Genomic DNA, 18,164 nt, shown 5'->3' with positions numbered 1-18,164 from the left:
GGGGCCCGTACGGACCCCACCCCCCTCTCAGTGTTCGGCTCACGTCAGAAGATGACGTCGTAGCCGTTCATGCCGATACCGATCAGGTTGCGGCCGGGGGTGAAGTTGTAGAGGTCCCCGGTGCGGGTGACGCCGGCTTGTTCCGGCGTGCCGTCGTTGTTCATGTCCGTGGCGAGGAAGCTCCACTCGCCGGGCCACCAGCCCTCGCCGAAGACGCTGGGGGCGCCGAACGTCATCGAACCGCCACTGCTCGTGTTCGGGTAGAGGAGGAGCTTGCCATTGGCGTTGTGGCCCACGATGTCGGTTTTGCCGTCGTTGCTGAAGTCGGCCAGCCGGAACGCGGGCCAGTCGGCCGGCCACCAGCCGGTGCCCAAGAGGACACGGCCGCCCAGGGCCTGCGTGCCCGTGCCTCCGCTATGGGGGTAGGCCCACATGTTGCCGCCGCCGTCACGGCCGACGACGTCGGTACGGCCGTCGCCGTCGACGTCGGCGAAGCCGAGCTCAACGAAGGAGTTCCAGCCCGTACCGATCAGAACGCGATTGCCGGTGGTTTCGGTTCCGGTCCGGCCGGTGCCCGGGTACACGTACAGGTCGCCCTCACGGGTGCGTCCGACGATGTCGGTGTACCCGTCGTTGGTGAAGTCGGCGACGTAGAGGTTCGTCCAGGAATCGCGCCACCAGCCGCTGCCCGCGAAGTACCGGCTGCCGAACGTGCTGGTGCCGCTGCCGCTGCCGCTGCCGCTGCCGCCGGTGCCGGGATAGACCCACAGGTCACCGCTGGAGTCGCGCAGCGTCATGTCGGTGTAGCCGTCGCCGTTGAAGTCCGGCCGGTTCTGGGTGCCGCTGGTCCACAGGCTCTGCCCGGAGGGTGTGTAGAGGACGAGCACGCCGCGGGGCTGGAGCACCGCGTAGGAACCTGGAACAGCGGTCTTGCTGCTCCACAGGACGGTCTTCGCGTCGGCCGCCAGGACGGTGAAGCTGCCGTCATTCCGCATGCGGGCCGTGGCTCCGGGTTTCCCGGAGGTTCCGGTGGCCCAGAGCTGCTTGCCGTCCTTGCTGAGCAGCACGAGGTTGCCGTCGGACTTCATCAGCAGCTTGGAGCTGCCGCTGGAGAGCTCCTGACCGGAGGCCAGGGTGGTGCCGGCGGTGATACGTGCGCCCGGGACTCCGTCGATCTCGAAGCGCGGGGCGAACGAGCCGACAGTGGTGCCGTCGGTGCTGGCCTTCCCCGGCCAGCCGACCATGGTGTTGTCGGCCTGACGGGCCCACAGGTCGGTGACGTTGTCGCCGTTGAGGTCGCCGGACGAGCCGACCTGCGGATAGCCGGCCTGGGGCAGGCCGGAGCCGATCTTGGTGCGGGCCAGGGTGCCCCAGGTGCCCAGGTCGACCGCCTGGCCTTCCTCCAGGCTCTTCTGCCCGTGGGTGCTCAGGATGTCGCCGGTGGCGTTGTCCCGCAGCCACAGGTCGGGGACCTTGTCGCCGTTGAGGTCGCCGGGAGCGATGACGGTGTACTTGTTCCAGTCGGTGCCGCCGACGAGTACGGGCGCGACGTCGTCGAGGTTGCCGTACACGGTGTTGTAGTACGCCCAGAGCTTGTCGCCCTGCTTGACGAGGAGGTCCGGGACCTGGTCGCCATTGAGGTCGCCGGGGGTGATGATCTGCTCCGCGTTGGACCAGTGGTTCTCCGCGGGCTGCGAGACCGTCTTCTCGACGGGGTTGGTGACGGCCCCGTGGCCGTTGTTCTCCCAGACCCGTAGCGTCTTCTCCGGCTCGCCGGGCTGCCGCTGCAGGGAGACCATGTCGTTGTATCCGTCGTCGTTCCAGTCACCGAGGTCGGCGACCTGGGAGCCGGCGAAGGACTCCGGGGAGGCGACCATGGCGGAGAGTTTGCCGTTGCCCTGGCCCGCGTAGGTCAGGAGGCTGCCGAAGAGGTCGTTGCTCCAGATGTCGCGGTGGCCGTCCCCGTTGAGGTCGTGGGGAAGGTCCTTCGCCGCAGCGCGGGCCGCGTAGAAGCGGTACACGCCGATGTCGGACCGGTTGCCGGCGGCGTCCTGGGTGAAGGCGTAGACGAAGTGCGGGCCGGCGCTGGGCGGGGTGATCTTCGCGGTGAACGGAGCCCCCGGGGCGACCGAGGTGCTCTTCACCTCCGGGTCCCAGTCGGTGTAGTAGCCGTACCAGACGACGCCGTTGTCACCGCCCGCGGAGAGGGTGAAGTCGCCTTCCTGGCGGGCTTTGCCGGTCACCTGCGGCCAGCCGTTCGTGCCGTCGGGGAAGACGGTCGAGGCGATCTTCGGCGGGTTCGCCGGCCGCGCCCGGTCCACGGTGAACTTGCACGTCGGGGACCAGCCCGACTGGGCGCCTTCCTGGTCGGTCGTCCGTGCCCGCCAGGTGTAGCTCCCGTCGGGGAGGGATGCGTTCGGGACGCTCCACGTGGCGATCGTGCCGTTGGTGGCAGGGACGGTCTGGCTCACGGAGGGTGTGCTCTGGCCGGACTTGAAGATCTGGAACTCGGTGTTCAGGTTCCCCGCGTCACGGTCGGAGATCCTGGCGTAGAGGCCGACGTTGGTGTTGCCGATCGAGCCGCCCTGCTCGCAGGGGACCCAGGGCGACGTACCCGGGTCGGCCGGGGTGTGGGGCGGGTTGTTGTACTCGATCTCCAGCGTGACGGTCTTGGGGTCGAAGCGCTTCCAGTGGTACTTGTCGCTCTCGTTGGACGCGTACAGCCCCATGGTCACGTTGGACCGGCCGTTGGAGGCCGCTTCGCGGACGGCGGCGGTGGCGTTGAACTCCAGGTTTCCGGCTTCACAGCCGGGCCGCCCCTTGGCGGCGGTGACGGTGTCGAGCCACGTGCGCCGGTTGGGCTGCTGGTTCCAGGTGGTCTGCGGGGAGATGGGGTTGGTGGTCCACAGCTCCACGGGCTTGGGCTCGCAGGACCAGGACCAGGTCTCCTTGAGGCGGAACGTCGCCTTCGAGATCTGGGCGCCCCTGACGGCGGAGGTGTCGAGCTGGAAGAAGGTGCGGGAGAGTCCGTTCGTGTCGTCTTCGTAGCCGACCCGCACGTCCTCCTTGGTGTTCCAGTAGGAGTTGTTCGGCCACGTGCGATAGGCCCACGCCCAGTTCTGCCGCTCGCCCCATGCCACGGACGGGTCGATGTAGACGGGGTACGTCGTGGTGGGCCTGGTCAGGAGTGCCTGGTCGGGCTTGATCTCCAGGGTGCCGCCCGTGAGGGTGGTGGGCATCTGGGCGTTCTGGGCCCCTGCTGGCGGCACGAAGACTTCGGCGGGGGTGGTCTTGGCCGCCGAGCCCGAGGCGGCCACTGCCGAACGTGCGAGGGTGTGGGGCGCTGCCCTGGTGGTGGTGGAGTCCCACATCACGGGGTTCGGTGAGGTGAAGACCACCTCACCGGCCGGGTTGACCGCGGTCAGCAGCCCCGTTGTCGCGTTCTTGGTGACGTCCAGGCCCACCGTGTCGAGCTTGAACTTCAGTGTCGTGAGGTCGGGATGCTTGGCAGCGGCAGCGGTCTTGACCACCAGCAGCTGGGAGAACCCCTCGACCTCGGCCTTCAGTTGCAGGTCGACGTCCGGCAGCACATCGGCGTAGGTCGCCACGTTCGCGGCGAGTGTCGGCTTCGGCAGTGCCTTCGGCCAGGTCAGCGACAGGGTTCGGCCGTTCTTCACCCCGGTCAGCAGCGGACCGGTGCCCCCGCCCGAGAAGGTGATCGCGACGGCCGACGCCTTCGGCTGCACCTTCCCGTCGGCCGCGAACTGCAGCGACGGGTCGGTGGCCACCCAGCCCCCGGCGCGCCGGACGCGCACGGTCGTCCCGTGCCGCTTGACCGACCACTTGCCCGTCGGCAGCGCCCAGGTGTCCGAGGTCTCGGTCCGCGCGGACGTCAGCTCGTAAGGCTGGCCGGTTTCTTTCGCCTTGGCGAGCGCGAAGTCTTCTGCACTCATCGAACCGTCGGCTACAGGGTCGGCGGCAGCCGCAGTCGCGGACGGATGAATTACAGCCAATCCGGTAGCAGTAATTCCGCTTGCCACAGCCAGCGTGACTATTCGTGAAATCACCCGCCCGCCCGGCATGCCGGGCAGGGCCCCTTTTCTTCTCACGCACACTCCATCTGTCTGATATTCGCGGCGACTCTACCTGTGTTCCGTGTGCCGGGTAGCCCACCCCACCTGCGATTTTTGGCCATGTCGTCCGGGTGTCTGATTGACCCCGAAGAATCCGCTTCGCGTCAATTAGAGCTGAGCGGTGATGAATTAGAAGCGTCGACAGGTGTCGTGTCTGAGGAATTGAGGCTGTTAGCCTGCGCCGGTAAATCTTCTAGAAGCATGGGGTGGGGTGTGAGAACATTTCGAATGAGAGGGCTTTCCGTGGCATTGGCCGCGGCGGTCCTCTCAGGAATGCTCCCGAGCGCGGTTGCCGTAGCAGACAGCAAATCCAAGCCTTCGCTGCCGGAGCTCAAGCAACCGAGGGCGGTACCGGTTCAGCCCGTCCGCGCGGGCGGAGCGCAGAAGAGCGACGACGCGAGTGCGACCGCGTGGAAGGCGCCGAGCGTGGCCTGGCCGACGGTCGGCTCGGCGGATGTGGACCTGACGGCGGGCTCGGGGCCGGTCTCCAAGTCCTTCCTGTCGGGTCCCGCGCAGGGGCCCGTCGTCGGCTCGCGCTCGCAGCAGGCCGGCAAGCTCCCGGTCGCGGTCTACGCCGCCCCGGGCAAGGCGGCCGAAGCGCCGTCGAAGGTCAAGGTCTCCGTCGCCGGCAAGGACGCGGCGCGCAAGGCCGGCGTCGATGGCGTGGTGCTGTCGGTGGGCCGCTCGGACGGCGGCATACAGTCCGCATCGGCGACAGTCGAGGTGGACTACAACTCCTTCCGGGGCGCCTACGGCGGTGACTACGCCTCCCGGCTGCGCCTGGTGGAGCTTCCGGCGTGCGCGCTGACGACCCCCGATCGCGCGGAGTGCCGTGCGCAGAAGCCTCTGCAGACGCACAACGACACGCGTACGGGCAAGCTCTCGGCCCAGGTGACGGCGTCGGGTACGGCATCCGCTCCTGCGGCCAAGTCCGCTGGCGCACCGGCGGCGAAGGCGGCAGCCGCGCCTTCGTCCGGCGCGACCGTCCTGGCCGCCACGGCCGGCGACGCGGGTCCCACGGGTGACTACAAGGCGACCTCGCTGCAGTCCTCGGGTTCGTGGAGTGCGGGCGGTTCGACTGGGGGCTTCTCCTGGTCGTACCCGGTCTCGGCGCCGTCGGTGCCCGGTGGGCTCGCCCCGCAGATTTCCCTCGGCTACAGCTCCCAGTCCGTCGACGGCCGCACGGGCCAGTCCAACAGCCAGGGCTCGTGGATCGGCGACGGCTGGTCCTGGGAGCCCGGCTTCATCGAGCGCCGGTACAAGCGCTGCAACGAGGACAAGACCGGTGGCACCAACACCACCAAGGTCGGCGACCAGTGCTGGTTCAACGACAACGCCACGCTGTCGCTGGGCGGCAAGTCCACCGAGCTCGTCTACGAGCAGGGCAAGGGCTGGCACCCGGCCTCGGACTCGGGCGAGAAGGTCGAGAAGCTCACCGGCGCCGTCAACGGCGACAACGACGGCGAGCACTGGAAGATCACGACGACCGACGGTACGCAGTACTTCTTCGGTCTGAACCGGCTGCCGGGCTGGAAGGACGCGTCCACGCCGACGACGAACTCGGCCTGGACCGCACCGGTCTTCGGCAACCAGGCGGGCGAGCCCTGCTACAACGCCTCCTTCGCCGCCGCCTGGTGCCAGCAGGCCTGGCGCTGGCAGCTCGACTACGTCGTCACCCCGAGCGGCGACGCGATGGCGTACTACTGGAAGACCGAGACCAACAACTACGGCCGCAACGTCTCGGAGACCACCGGCAAGGCCACGGTCACCCAGTACATCCGCGGCGGCTGGCTCGACCGCATCGACTACGGCCTGCGCTCGGACGCCGTCTACACCGGCAAGCCCATGGCCCAGGTCAAGCTCGACGTCAGCGAGCGCTGCCTCACGAACTGCGGCACCTTCGACGAGGCCAACGCCAAGAACTGGCCGGACTCCCCGTACGACCTGTTCTGCAAGGACGGCTCCACCGAGTGCAAGGGCCAGTACTCCCCGACGTTCTGGTCACGGATGCGCCTCACCGCCATCCACACCAAGCTCCTCACCGGCGGCGCCTACCAGGACGTCGACTCGTGGTCCCTGGACCAGAACTTCCCGCCCTCGGGCGACGGCGTCTCCACCCCGATGTGGCTGAAGTCCATCACCCGCACCGCCAAGGCGGGCCCGGCGGCGGACGTCACCCTCGATCCCGTCACCTTCACGGGTGAGCAGAAGCCCAACCGCGTGGACAAGACCGGCGACGGCCTGGCCCCCTACGTCCGCCTGCGGATGTCCGGTGTCACCACCGAGACCGGCGGCACGATCGGAGTCATCTACTCGCCGCAGGACTGCACCCCCACCGGCCTCCCGGCCGCGGACGCGACGAACACCACCCGCTGCTACCCGGTCAAGTGGGCGTGGGAGGGTGAGACGGCGAAGGTCGACTGGTTCAACACGTACGTCGTCACGCAGATCCTCGAGGGCGACAACCTCGCCTCGACCCCCGACGAGGTGACCTCGTACACCTACCTTGGCGGAGCGGCCTGGGACAAGGACACCAGCGAGTTCACCAAGGCCGAGGACCGCGTCCACTCCGTCTCCCGCGGCTACGGACTCGTCCAGACCCGCACCGGCGACGCAGGCGACCCCCGCACGCTGTCCGAGACCCGCTACTTCCGCGGCCTCGACGGCAAGGAGGTCAAGGACGGCACGGGAGCCGCGGTCACCGACCGGCCCGAGTTCGCCGGCATGGTCCGCGAGAAGGCCACCTACGACGGCGACGACACGAACAAGCTCGTGAGCGCGACGTCCAGCACCCCGTGGCGTTCGGGTCTGGTGGCCAAGCGGGTGCGTCCCGGTCTGCCCGACCTCGTCTCCTACAAGACGAACGTCGAGAAGGAGTCGACCCGTACCACCGTCACCGGTGGCACCCGCACGACCGAGGCCAGCCGTCACTTCGACGACTACGGCATGGTCGACTGGCAGTCGGCCACCGGCGACACCGCGAAGACCGGCGACGAGTCCTGCACCAGGACCACCTACGCGCGCAACACCGCCACGTGGATCCTGAACCGGACCAGCCGCGTCGAGACCCTCGCCCTGCCGTGCGAAACCCCCGGCAGCGGTCCGGCCGAGGTCATCGACGACACCCGTACCTACTTCGACAACGGCGCGCTCGGCACCGTATCCGGCACGGGGTTGGTGACGAAGACCGAGAAGATCAACGGCAAGGGCGACGGCTACGACACCGCCTCCAGCATCCCGTCCACCTGCGGCGCGGCGGGCAACCAGCTCTGCTACGACATGTACGGCCGGGCCCTGGTGGCCGCCGACGCCTACGGAAAGGTGACCACCACCGCGTACACGCCGGCCACCGGCGAAGCCGCGACGGCGATGACGGCGAAGAACCCGATGGGCCACACCGTCACCAGCCAGATCGACCCGCTGCGCGGCCAGGCCACCAAGGTCACCGACCCCAACGGCAAGGTCACCACCACGGCGTACGACGCGCTGGGCCGGACCACGAAGGTCTGGGTCCCGAACTGGGCGGCCGAGACCTACCCGGAGCTCCCCAGCCGCGCCTTCGAGTACACCGTCCGCAACAGCGGCCCCAACGTCGTCACGTCCAAGACGCTGACCCACGACCGCAAGTACGCGGTCGTCCACTCCATCCAGGACGGACTGCTGCGCCAGCGCCAGACGCAGACCCAGTCGCCCGACCTGGCCGGCCGTCTGATCACGGAGACCTTCTACGACAGCCGCGGCCTGGCCTGGCGCTCGTCGGGCACCTACTACGCCGACGGCGCGCCCTCGCCCGACCTGGTCATGGGGCAGGAGCTCAACTACCCGGCCTCCACCGACACCCTCTTCGACGGCGCGGGCCGGCCCACCGCGGTGATCGCCAAGAACAAGGGCGTCGAGACCAAGCGCACCACGACCAGCTACACCGGTGACACCACCACGGTCGTCCCGCCCCAGGGCGGCACCGTGACGACCACGGTCGTCGACGCCCTCGGGCGCACGGTCGAGGCCAGGCAGTACACCGACCCGGCCCGCACCGCCTCACAGTCGACCTTCTACACCTACGACAGGCTCGGCCGACTGTCTCAGGTCACCGACCCGGTCAACGCCAAGTGGACGTACGCCTACGACGTCCGCGGCCGCAAGACCGAGGCGAACGACCCGGACAAGGGCGTACTCAAGACCACCTACGACGCGGGCGACCGCGTCACGGACGTCACCGACGTGCGCGGCATCACCCTGCACACGGACTACGACGACCTTGGTCGCCCTGTCGCCACCAAGCAGGGCGCCACGACCCTGACCGCGACCGTCTACGACACCGTGGCCAAGGGCCAGCCGGCCAAGTCGACGCGCTACGTCGACGGCGCGGCGTACACCACGGAGGTCCTTGCCTACAACGACCTCTACCAGCCGCTCGACACCCAGGTCACCATCCCGTCCACCCCGGACACCGGCGCCCTGGCCGGCACCTACAAGTGGACGAACACCTACAACATCGCCGGCCAGCCCCTGACGACCAAGCAGCCGGCCATGGGTGGTCTCCCCGCCGAAACGGTCGGCAGCACCTACAAGCAGGTCTCCGGTCTGCTCAACAGCATGGGCGCCGGCAACAGCCGACTCGTCTCGGCGATGGCCTACGACCACTACGGCCGTACCGTCCGTCAGGAACTCGGCGCGTCCGGCCAGCGCCTGTACCGGACGATGGAGTACGACGAGCACACCGGTACCCTCACCCGTGCCGTCACCGACCGCGATGTCGCCCCGCAGCGGCTCGAGGACACCAAGTACACCAACGACCCGGTCGGCAACCTGACCGCGATCGCCACCGCGTACGGCCAGGACGCGGCCCGCACGACCGACACCCAGTGCGTCAACCTCGACGCCCTGCGCCGGATCACGGAGGCCTGGACCAACAAGGGCGAGACGTGCGCGGCCACGCCGTCAGCGTCCGTCATCGGTGGTGAGGACCCGTACTGGACCACGTACACCTACGACGCCATCGGGAACCGCAAGACCGAAACCAAGCACCAGTCCGCCTCCGGCCCGACCGCGGACATCGTCCGCACCTACGCGCCCCCGACCCCGGGCAAGCACGACCTGCCCAAGGTCACCCAGACGGGCATCGACCCGCACGAGGAAACGTTCACCTACGACGCGGCGGGCAACACCAAGACCCGCAAGAGCGGCACCGGCGAAACCCAATACCTCGACTGGGACGTGGAGGGCCGTCTGAAGTCCCTGATCCAGGGCACGACGACGAACACGTTCGTCTACGACACATCGGGTAGCCGGCTCCTGCGTAAGGAGAAGGACAGCACCACCCTCTACCTGCCGGGCGGGAACGAACTCAAGCTCGACAAGACGGGCAGGGTCACCGGCACCCGCTACTACGGCGACGTCGCGGTCCGCACGAACGGCAAGCTCACCTTCACCCTCGCCGACCACCACAGCACCGGCACCACCCAGATCACCGCCGACACCGCCCAGACCGTCACCCGCCGCAAGACGGGCCTGTTCGGCGAAGCCCGCGGCACCCAACCAATCACGTGGACCGGCGAGAAGACCTTTGTCGGAGGCACCAAGGACAACGACAGCGGCCTCACCCACATCGGAGCCCGCGAATACGACCCCCTGATCGGCCGATTCATCTCAGTCGACCCGATCATGGACCTCAACGACTCCCAGCAACTCCACGGCTACACCTACTCAGCCAACAACCCCCTCACGTACTCCGACCCCGACGGTCTCAGGTATTTCGAAGGCGGCAACGACGACCCCGGCTTCGAATCCGCCCCCGAAAAGGTCGTAGACACCGCAACCCGGTACAGCGCCAAACGAGGCACGCTCAGCAGCGGCTGCCGACTTTTCTGCCACAGCGAAGGCGCCAGCGGCGGAGGCGTCAAATACCCGGGCAAGCCGACACCGAAGCCAAAGCCGAAGCCAAAGCCGGACACAAGCAACTCCACATGGGTCGCAGAAGCGTTCTACGGAGCAATAAGCAGCGGCGTCCACACCGCATCACTCTTCGGAGCAGTGTTCGGCGACGACGACTGCTGGAACGGCGGCGCCGGAGCCCCCGGATGCGACTACGGCGGCGACTTCGACGACTGGCTCCTGGAACACGGCATTAACACCGATACCGCTGCCTTCAAAATCCCAGGTCTCGCAGCCGAACTCTGGGGTCACGGAAGAAGCAACGGGGCGACAGGCCCGGTCAGCGGAGGAGGCAAGGGAGGCGCAAATGCCAGTCCGACGGCCGGAAAGCGGTCAGATGGTACCTCGTCCTGGACGGCCGACCTAAGTCATATCACCGGATCGACCGCACAGAATCGCAACCGTGCACTTGACGCTATAGTAAAGGAGGATTTCCCAGACCTTCGACTGACCGGGACGCGCCAGTGGAGCCCATTTACCACATACGGTGTATCTCAATACAGAACCGGGATGCAGGTGGGCCCGAAATCGTTCCGTAACCGAGCAGAGCTGCGGAACACGATAGTTCACGAAGAGATACATCAACGCTGGTGGAGCCGCGGTATTTTTGAGGACCATCACCCTCGAGACGGATCCGGCCTCTCCCAAAAGTTCTACTACACTCTCGAACGGTACGAAACGATGCGCGGCTGGAGGAACTGATGATCGTACGCGGCGTGGACGTAGAGTTTTGGCGCCCGTGCCCTAAGTGCGGCTCATCGATGCGCTGCACTGGTGGGCAGTCAATCGTGACAGGTAGGCTGGAGTGGGGTGCTGACTACACCTGTGCAGTCTGCGGGTTTGCGCAGTCCGAGCGAGGTGATGATGTGACTCCCGAGTGGATTAGGGGGCTTATCCTTGAGCAGCACGGAGAATGGGCAATCCGAGCCCGCCCATCTTCCTCCAATGTGAATTTGCTTAAGTTCGTCAGAGACTTTTATGGTCTCGATATCCCTTCGGCGAAAAAATGCGCTTCCGAGCTTCGCGACCCCGGTAAGCGAGGTACCGTGGTTGAAATTTCATCCCTCTCTAAAATGCTCGAAGAATCTGGCATTGACGTAGAGGTCGAGAAAGTGTAATTCGAGGACGTCGAGTCGCGTCGCAAGTTATTTTTGCGGGCTGATTCGATTCTGAGAGGTCTCGGCGGAGTCAACTCTGTCGAGACCTCTCGCTTTCTACGCTGACGTTACTGATTTCGGCCTCTCAAAGGCGCGGGTGGTGGGAGGATGAGACCGGCTCCGGCGAGAATTTGTCGAGGGCGTCGGGTCGGCATCTCAGTTGTTTGAGCCGGTTGCAGACCAAGTTCTCGAGCTCGTCGACGGCAACGGTGGTGAAGCCAGTGAGACTGTGTTATTGAGATTGAACTCGCGATGTCGTGAGTGCTCACCGATCTCGGGCGCCAGCTCCGCGATGTTCGTTCTGCACATCCTGTGAAAATGTTTGAGGTGGGGAGGCGAGCGTGGTGCGGAGCGCAATGAGTTATTCCGTTGCAGTGGTGGCCGGTGCCTCTTGGTCTCGTGTAGTTCCGTCGGTGCCCGTTCCGGGGCCCGGCGCTGCGTTCCGAGGTGAAGACGTATCTCCCAGGGTCAATTAACCGCTCGTTCTGCGGCGCTCTTTCCATTTGTCCGCGATGGCGGACTGCTGACGCATGCCTCGACAGTGGTGACCCCTCATTGGGCCCGTTGCGCCCTGCTTTCCCCTGTCGCGCTATAGGCGCGCAGGGGCATGCCCAGGCCCGCCCCTGCCCCCCAACTTCGATCTTTCGTGATGGGTTGTCAGATTCTCCGGCGGTCCGCTTCGGTTCGTTGGACTTTTTGCGGGCATCTTGAAGCCCCGGCTGTCGCGTCGGGTGGGCGCCGGGTTCCACGGTTCCGGCGGGGTTCCCAGCGGCGGGCGGGGCCGGTCAGGCGAGCATCGGCATCCAGGCCAGTAGGTCGAGGGCGATCTGGACGATCTCCAGCCAGATCTGGTTCTGGGCGGTGTCGTGCAGGGGCAGGTTGCGCAGGCCGGTGGCGCGGGCGGTCCGGATGCGGTCCTCGGCCCGTGCCCGCTGGCGGTGCCGCAGTTCGACGGCGGCGATCGCAGCGCCTGCTGTGTTGGTGGCAAAGCAGGTGAGTCGCAGCCCGTCGGCGTCGGTGATCCGCAACTGGGCGCCGGGGTACGGCTGTTCCTTCCGCACGATCAGCCGCATCCCTTCCGGTCAGCCCTTCAGGCAGTCGCCGTCGATCTCTGCCACCCAGGCGCCGTCTCGGATGCCGCCGCCGGGCTCGACGGCCGGCGTCCAGGCCGAGGCCGGGACCTTGAGTACGGCCTGGTGGACGGCGTCGGTGATGGTCATGCCGGCCGAGTACGACAGCCACCGGCCGCGCTGGGCCAGCCAGGCGACGAACTCGTGGGTGCCGCCGCCGGAATCGGTGCGGATCAGCGTCCGCCGGCCGCGGGGGCCCTATCCCTTGGGTCAAGGTGGATGGGTGCTGTTTCAGGGCGTCTGGAACGATGTGTCCCGTGGATGTTGATGAGGCGATACCAGCGGGCGGGGATGGACCGGAGTGGACGGGCGTGGTGAGTCAGCGCCTGCGTTGTTGTGTCTGTGGTGGGTCGACGGATGGTTCCGAGGATTACGTGCTCGTCGAACTGACAGCACAGTTCTCTGGCGCTCGCCAATGGCTGGGTGCGCATGCGGACCACCTGAACTCCGTCCTGGCAGACGGGTTCTCCGTGGAGGTCCACAAGATGTAGCGGGTTCTGCCCGCAGACGGGATTGGTTGCCTTCACCTCGCTCCGGATGTCTGAGGTTCGTGGAAAGTCCCGTCGCGGAGCATGGCGAAGAGGACGTCGGCTCGTCGTCGGGCGAGGCAGAGCAGGGCTTGCGTGTGATGCTTCCCTTGGGCGATTTTCTTGTCCTAGTAGGTCCGCGATGCCGGGTCGCTCAGGGCGGCGAACGCGGAGAGGAAGAGAGCCCGTTGGAGCCGTCTATTTCCCCTGCGGGAGGGTTGTTCGCCGCGGATCGAGGACCCGGAATTGCGGGTCGAGGGCGCGAGTCCGGCGTAGGCCGCGAGGTGGGCGGCGGTCGGGAAGGTGCTGCCGTCACGGACCTCGATCAAGATGCGGGCTCCGGTCCTGACGCCGACTCCCGGCATCGACGTCAGGACCTTCGAAAGAGGGTGGGCCTTCAGGAGTTCCAGTAACGGGGGGATCACTGGCGGTGGTGCTTCGTGCACGAGGCCCTGGTGTGACCCGCGCTACGGGGTGTTCAGGACATGCGCCATGCCCCGCGCGACGCATTCGACGCGGTCCGTCGGGAGGCCCGCGATGTTGATGCGGCCGGCCGTGGTGCCGTAGATGGCGCACTCGGCGCGCAGGCGGAGCATCTGTTCCGGGGTCAGGGGGAGCATCGAGAACATGCCCTTCTGGCGGGCGAGGGTCCGCGCCTCGGCCTCGTGGCCCAGGGCGGTCAGGTGCGTGGCCAGGGTGGTGCGGTTGGATGCGATGCGGGCTCGCATGGTGTCCAGCTCCGCCTGCCACAGGGTGCGCAGGGCCTCGTCCTCCAGGATGGTCGTGACGACCGCCGCGCCGTGTTCCGGGGGCATCGAGTAGAGGGTGCGGGCGGCGTTCTGGAGGGCCGTCTCGGCGTGGCGCAGGGCCTGGCGGGACGTGCCGACCACGATCGCGCAGCCCGTGCGGTCGCTGTAGAGGCCGAAGTTCTTCGAGCAGCTGATCGCGATCAGCATCTCGGGTACGCGCTCCGCGAGCATCCGGGTGGGCGCCAGGTCGGCCGCCAGGCCGTCGCCGAGCCCGTGGTAGGCGAGGTCCACGAAGGGCACCCAGCCCGTCCGGGCGGCGAGGTCGGCCAGGGCCTCCCAGTCGTCCGCGGAGGGGTCCACGCCGGTGGGGTTGTGGCAGCAGCCCTGGAGCAGGACGACGTCGTCGCGGTCGGCCCGGGTCAGGTCACGGAGCATGGCCGGGCCGTCCGTACAGGCGTACGTCCGCACGGTCAGGCCCGCGGCCTCCAGGATCGGCCGGTGGTTGACGTACGCCGGATCGCTGATCCACACGGTGGTGCCCGGGCGGGTCCGGCAGATCAGGTCGGCCAGCAGGCGCAGGGCTCCGCTGCCCGCGACCGTCTGGACCGCCACCGCCCGCTCGGCGGCGGGGCCGGAGTCCAGGACCATCGACAGCATCGCGCGGTTGAAGGCGGCGTTCCCGGACAGTCCGCGGTACTCCTTCGAGGCGGAACGTTCCGCCAGGCGTATCTCGGCCTCGCGCACGGCCGCCATCACCGGAGTGCCGCCCCGGTCGTCGCGGTACACGCCGAGGACCAGGTTCAGCCGCTCGGGGCGGGCGTCGGCGCCGTACGCCTCGGCCAGGTCCCACAGCGGGTCGACGGGCGGCGGGAGGAGGAGCTCAAGCATCTGCGGGGACCTCGGGTCGGGTTCGGGCTCGGGTGCGGTGAAGGCGAGGGTGCGGGGTCAGGTTCGGGGGCGGCGGTTGGCCAGGACCACGCCCGCCGTGATGAGGGGGACGCCGACGAGTACGGCCAGCGTCGGTGACTCGTTCAGCAGCGGGACGGCGAGGACGACGACCAGGACGGGACTGAGGCTGCCGACGACGGAGCTGCGCTCCGCGCCCAGCCGGCGGATGGCGTAGGCGTACAGCAGGCCCGCGCACAGGCCCACGCCGAGGCCCTGCACCACCAGGAACAGGGCGATGTCGGTGGGCGCGGCGGATGCCAGGCCGGTGGGGAGTACTCCCGTCAGGACCAGGAGGGCGATGGCCGCGAACGAGGGCAGGCACAGCAGGCCGATCGACCCGACGGGATCGAGGTCCACCTCCTTGAGGCCCACCGTGTACAGGGCCCAGAGCCCGCTGGCGAGGAGCAGCAGCCCCGCGCCGGCCAGGACGTCCGTGTCCACCGGAACGACATAGCGCCAGACCAGGGCGGCCACACCGGCCGTGATCAGCGCCAGGCCGGCGGCCTGCGTCCCCTTCGGCAGCCCGCGGCCGGCCGCCACCATCAGCGCGGAGACGAACAGCGGCACCATCCCGGGGACGATCGAGCCGACGAACGCCGCCGAGGTCAGGGAGCCGCCGTACATCGCGGCCAGGAAGAACGGCACCCCCGCACCGCAGGCGATCTTGAGTGCGGCGGCCGGGCGGACCGCGGCGATCCGCCGTCGGCGCCGCCACAGCGCGGGCGCCAGGACCAGGAGCGGGACGCCGAAGCGCAGCAGGGCCGCGTCGGCGGGCAGGAGGGAGGAGGCGCTCAGGGCGCGGGCGCTGAGCGCGAAGGCGGCCCAGATGGTGACGGTGACGAGGAGGGCCGCCATGCCCCGGGTCTGGGGGGAGAGGCCGGAGCGGGGCGCGGCCGGGGCGCGGGTGGGCGCCGGTATGGGCGCGGGCGTGGTCGCCGAGCGGGGCAAGGGGGCTCCTCCAGCCTCAGGGGCCGGATTCGGCCAGAAGGCAACCGTAGGGCTTTTGCCGGGGCAGCCGATTGCCAGTTCTGCCTCTCCGGCATAGCTTGGGGGCAGAATCTGCCAAGGAGAGCCAGTGGACGCAGTCGATCTGCAGATCGTCCGGGAATTGCAGGCCGACGGACGGCTGTCCAACCAGGACCTCGCCGACCGGGTCCGGCTGTCCCCGTCGCCCTGTCTGCGCCGGGTCCGGCGGCTGGAGGAGTCCGGTCTGATCCGCGGCTACACGGCCACGGTCGACCAGGTGGCCTTCGGGCTGCCGATCACCGTCTTCGTCCGGATACGGCTGGAACGCCACACCGCGGAGGCGGTCCGCGTCTTCGAGGAGCAGGTCCAGGTCATCGAGCACATCCAGGACTGCTACCTGATGGCCGGCAGCAGCGACTACCTCCTGCGCGTCGTCATCGAGAGCCTGGAGGCGTACGAGGCCCTGGTGCGCCACCGGATCCACGCCATCCCCGGTATCGCCTCGATCGAGTCGAGCTTCGCCTTCGGCAGCGTCAAGCAGTCCCGCGTCTACCCGCGGCCCGCCACCGGCTGACGCGCCCGTCCGCGGGGCGCGCGCGGCGGACCGGTACGCGGCGGCGCGCGGCGGCCGGGTGGAGGGTAGCCGACCGCCCTTCGGGTGACCTCGCAGCCTGTCTCCCGGCCCTCCGGCCCGCCGCACCCGACGATCGCAGCGGCCGGGCCGTCCGGCCCGCGGCGCCGTCCGGGCCGCTGTGTCGTCCGCCGGGAGGCCGCCGCCGTGCACATCCTGCTCGTGGCCGGTGCGTTCAACAGCCTCACCCAGCGCGTCCACGCCGAACTGCGCGACCGCGGCCACACCGTGGCCGTGGAACTCGCGCTGCCGGGCCGGTCCCTGCCCGAGGCCGTGGACCGCCACGCCCCGCAGCTGATCGTGGCGCCGATGCTGAAGACGGCGATCCCCCGCGAGGTGTGGTCGGCGCACACCTGCCTCATCGTCCACCCCGGCCCCGTCGGCGACCGCGGCCCCTCCTCGCTCGACTGGGCGATCCACCAAGGCGCCGACCGGTGGGGCGTGACCGTCCTGCAGGCCGACGAGGAGATGGACGCCGGCGACGTGTGGGCGACCGTCCCGTGCCCCCTGCCGCCCGTCTCCAAGAGCGACCTCTACCGCAACGAGATCGCCGACGCCGCCCTCGCCGCCCTCCTGCTCGCCGTGGAGCGCTTCGCCACGGGCAGCTACCGGCCGCGCCCCCAGGACGGCCCGGCCGCCGCCGCACCCGTCGGCGGGGTGCCGCCCCGCACCCGCCCCTACCTCGACCAGAGCGTCCGGCGGATCGACTGGACCGCCGACCCCACCGCCGCGGTGGTACGGGCGCTGCGCGCCGCCGACTCGCAGCCCGGAGTGCTGGACGTCCTCCTCGGTCGTGAGTACTACCTGCACGGCGGGCACCCCGAACACACCCTGCGCGGACGCCCGGGGGAACTGCTGGCCACCCGCGCCGGGGCGGTGTGCCGGGCCACGGCGGACGGCGCCGTCTGGATCCCCGAGCTGCGCCCCCGGCGCCTGCCCGGGCAGCCGCGCACCTTCAAACTGCCCGCCGTCCAGGCCCTCGGCGACCGGCTCCCGCCCCTTGTGGAGGTCCCCGCGCCGCTGTTCCCGGACGAGCCGGACCAGCCGTACCACCCCTGCCGGCCCGACGCCGCCTGGTCCGACATCCGCTACCGGGAGGAGGCGAGCTGCGGCTTCCTCACGTTCTCCTTCCCCGGCGGCGCGATGAGCACCACGCAGTGCCGGCGCCTGCTGGACGCCTACCGGTACGCCTGCACCCGCCCCACCTCGGTGCTGGTGCTGGGCGGGCAGCGGGACTTCTTCTCCAACGGCATCCACCTGGGCGTCATCGAGGCCGCCGCCGACCCCGCCGCCGAGTCCTGGGCCAACATCGAGGCCATCGACGACCTGGTCGGGGCGGTCCTGGAGACCACCGACCGGCTGGTGGTCGCCGCCGTCGGCGGCAACGCGGCGGCCGGTGGCGTCATGCTCGCGCTGGCCGCCGACGAGGTGTGGTGCCGCGCGGGCACCGTACTGAACCCGCACTACCGGCTGATGGGCCTGTACGGGTCGGAGTACTGGACGTACTCCCTGCCGCGCCGGGTGGGCGCCGTCGTCGCGGACCGGCTCATGGCCGAGGCCCTGCCGGTGAGCGCCGCGAGCGCCCGCGGGCTCGGCCTGGCCGACCGGGTGATCGAGTGCGGCCCCGGCGACTTCACCGCCCGCACCGCCCGCCTCGCGGCCCACCTGGCCGGCCTGCCGGCCACGCCGTCGCGGATCGCCGCGAAGAAGGCCGAACGGGACCGGCGGGAGAGCCTCACCCCGCTGGCCGCCTTCCGGGAACGGGAGCTGGCCCGGATGCACCGCACCTTCCACGACCCGGACGCCCCGTACCACGCGCTGCGGCGCGCGTTCGTCCGCAAGGAGCGGCCGGAGCGCACCCCTGCGCACCTCGGCTCCGGCACGGCCGCGCGGCCCGGCGTCACCGGATCGGCGAGGACCGGCGTCACCGGAACGGTCCTGGATGACGTCCCACTCCGGCCGGAGGGCTGGTAGCAAGGACTCTGGTGG

The 18,164-nt window shown here is 69.0% G+C and carries 6 protein-coding genes and 2 pseudogenes; 3 read left to right on the top strand and 5 right to left on the bottom strand.

The window, feature by feature from the left end; all coding sequences use genetic code 11:
• Window positions 1–44: 44 nt before the first annotated feature.
• Window positions 45–3,953 (bottom strand): FG-GAP-like repeat-containing protein, encoded by a 3,909-nt coding sequence (locus ACZ6KO_RS21690; RefSeq protein WP_469305620.1) that lies wholly within the window; start codon window positions 3,951–3,953, stop codon window positions 45–47.
• A 606-nt stretch (window positions 3,954–4,559) separates the two neighbouring features.
• On the opposite strand from ACZ6KO_RS21690, the gene ACZ6KO_RS21685 reads away from it, so the two are divergent.
• Window positions 4,560–10,769 carry an RHS repeat-associated core domain-containing protein gene (locus tag ACZ6KO_RS21685; protein ID WP_469305619.1) on the top strand — a complete coding sequence of 2,070 codons (6,210 nt, stop codon included), beginning with the start codon at window positions 4,560–4,562 and terminating at the stop codon, window positions 10,767–10,769.
• A gap of 1,202 nt (window positions 10,770–11,971) precedes the next feature.
• Here the strand turns inward: ACZ6KO_RS21685 and ACZ6KO_RS21680 are convergent.
• From ACZ6KO_RS21680 to ACZ6KO_RS21665, 4 genes and pseudogenes are all read right to left on the bottom strand, one after another.
• A pseudogene (locus ACZ6KO_RS21680) lies at window positions 11,972–12,546 on the bottom strand (transposase); the annotation flags it as partial.
• A 331-nt stretch (window positions 12,547–12,877) separates the two neighbouring features.
• Window positions 12,878–13,282: pseudogene (locus ACZ6KO_RS21675) on the bottom strand (transposase); the annotation flags it as partial.
• 66 nt (window positions 13,283–13,348) lie between these two features.
• Window positions 13,349–14,518: an amino acid aminotransferase gene (locus ACZ6KO_RS21670; RefSeq protein ID WP_469305618.1), complete on the bottom strand. Its 1,170-nt coding sequence runs from the start codon at window positions 14,516–14,518 to the stop codon at window positions 13,349–13,351.
• Between the two features lie 57 nt (window positions 14,519–14,575).
• Window positions 14,576–15,526, bottom strand: coding sequence for an EamA family transporter (locus ACZ6KO_RS21665; RefSeq protein WP_469305617.1), 951 nt, complete (start codon window positions 15,524–15,526; stop codon window positions 14,576–14,578).
• 127 nt (window positions 15,527–15,653) lie between these two features.
• Between ACZ6KO_RS21665 and ACZ6KO_RS21660 the strand changes: the two genes are divergently transcribed.
• Together ACZ6KO_RS21660 and ACZ6KO_RS21655 are read left to right on the top strand one after the other, a co-directional pair.
• Window positions 15,654–16,118 carry an Lrp/AsnC family transcriptional regulator gene (locus ACZ6KO_RS21660; protein WP_401455039.1) on the top strand — a complete coding sequence of 155 codons (465 nt, stop codon included), beginning with the start codon at window positions 15,654–15,656 and terminating at the stop codon, window positions 16,116–16,118.
• Between the two features lie 204 nt (window positions 16,119–16,322).
• Window positions 16,323–18,149, top strand: coding sequence for an enoyl-CoA hydratase-related protein (locus tag ACZ6KO_RS21655; RefSeq protein ID WP_469305725.1), 1,827 nt, complete (start codon window positions 16,323–16,325; stop codon window positions 18,147–18,149).
• The last annotated feature ends 15 nt before the right edge of the window (window positions 18,150–18,164 follow it).

It is taken from the genome of Streptomyces sp. NPDC042102, from assembly GCF_055582305.1.
Note: the sequence above shows the minus strand (reverse complement) of the source record. Positions and strands in the feature narration are given on the sequence as shown.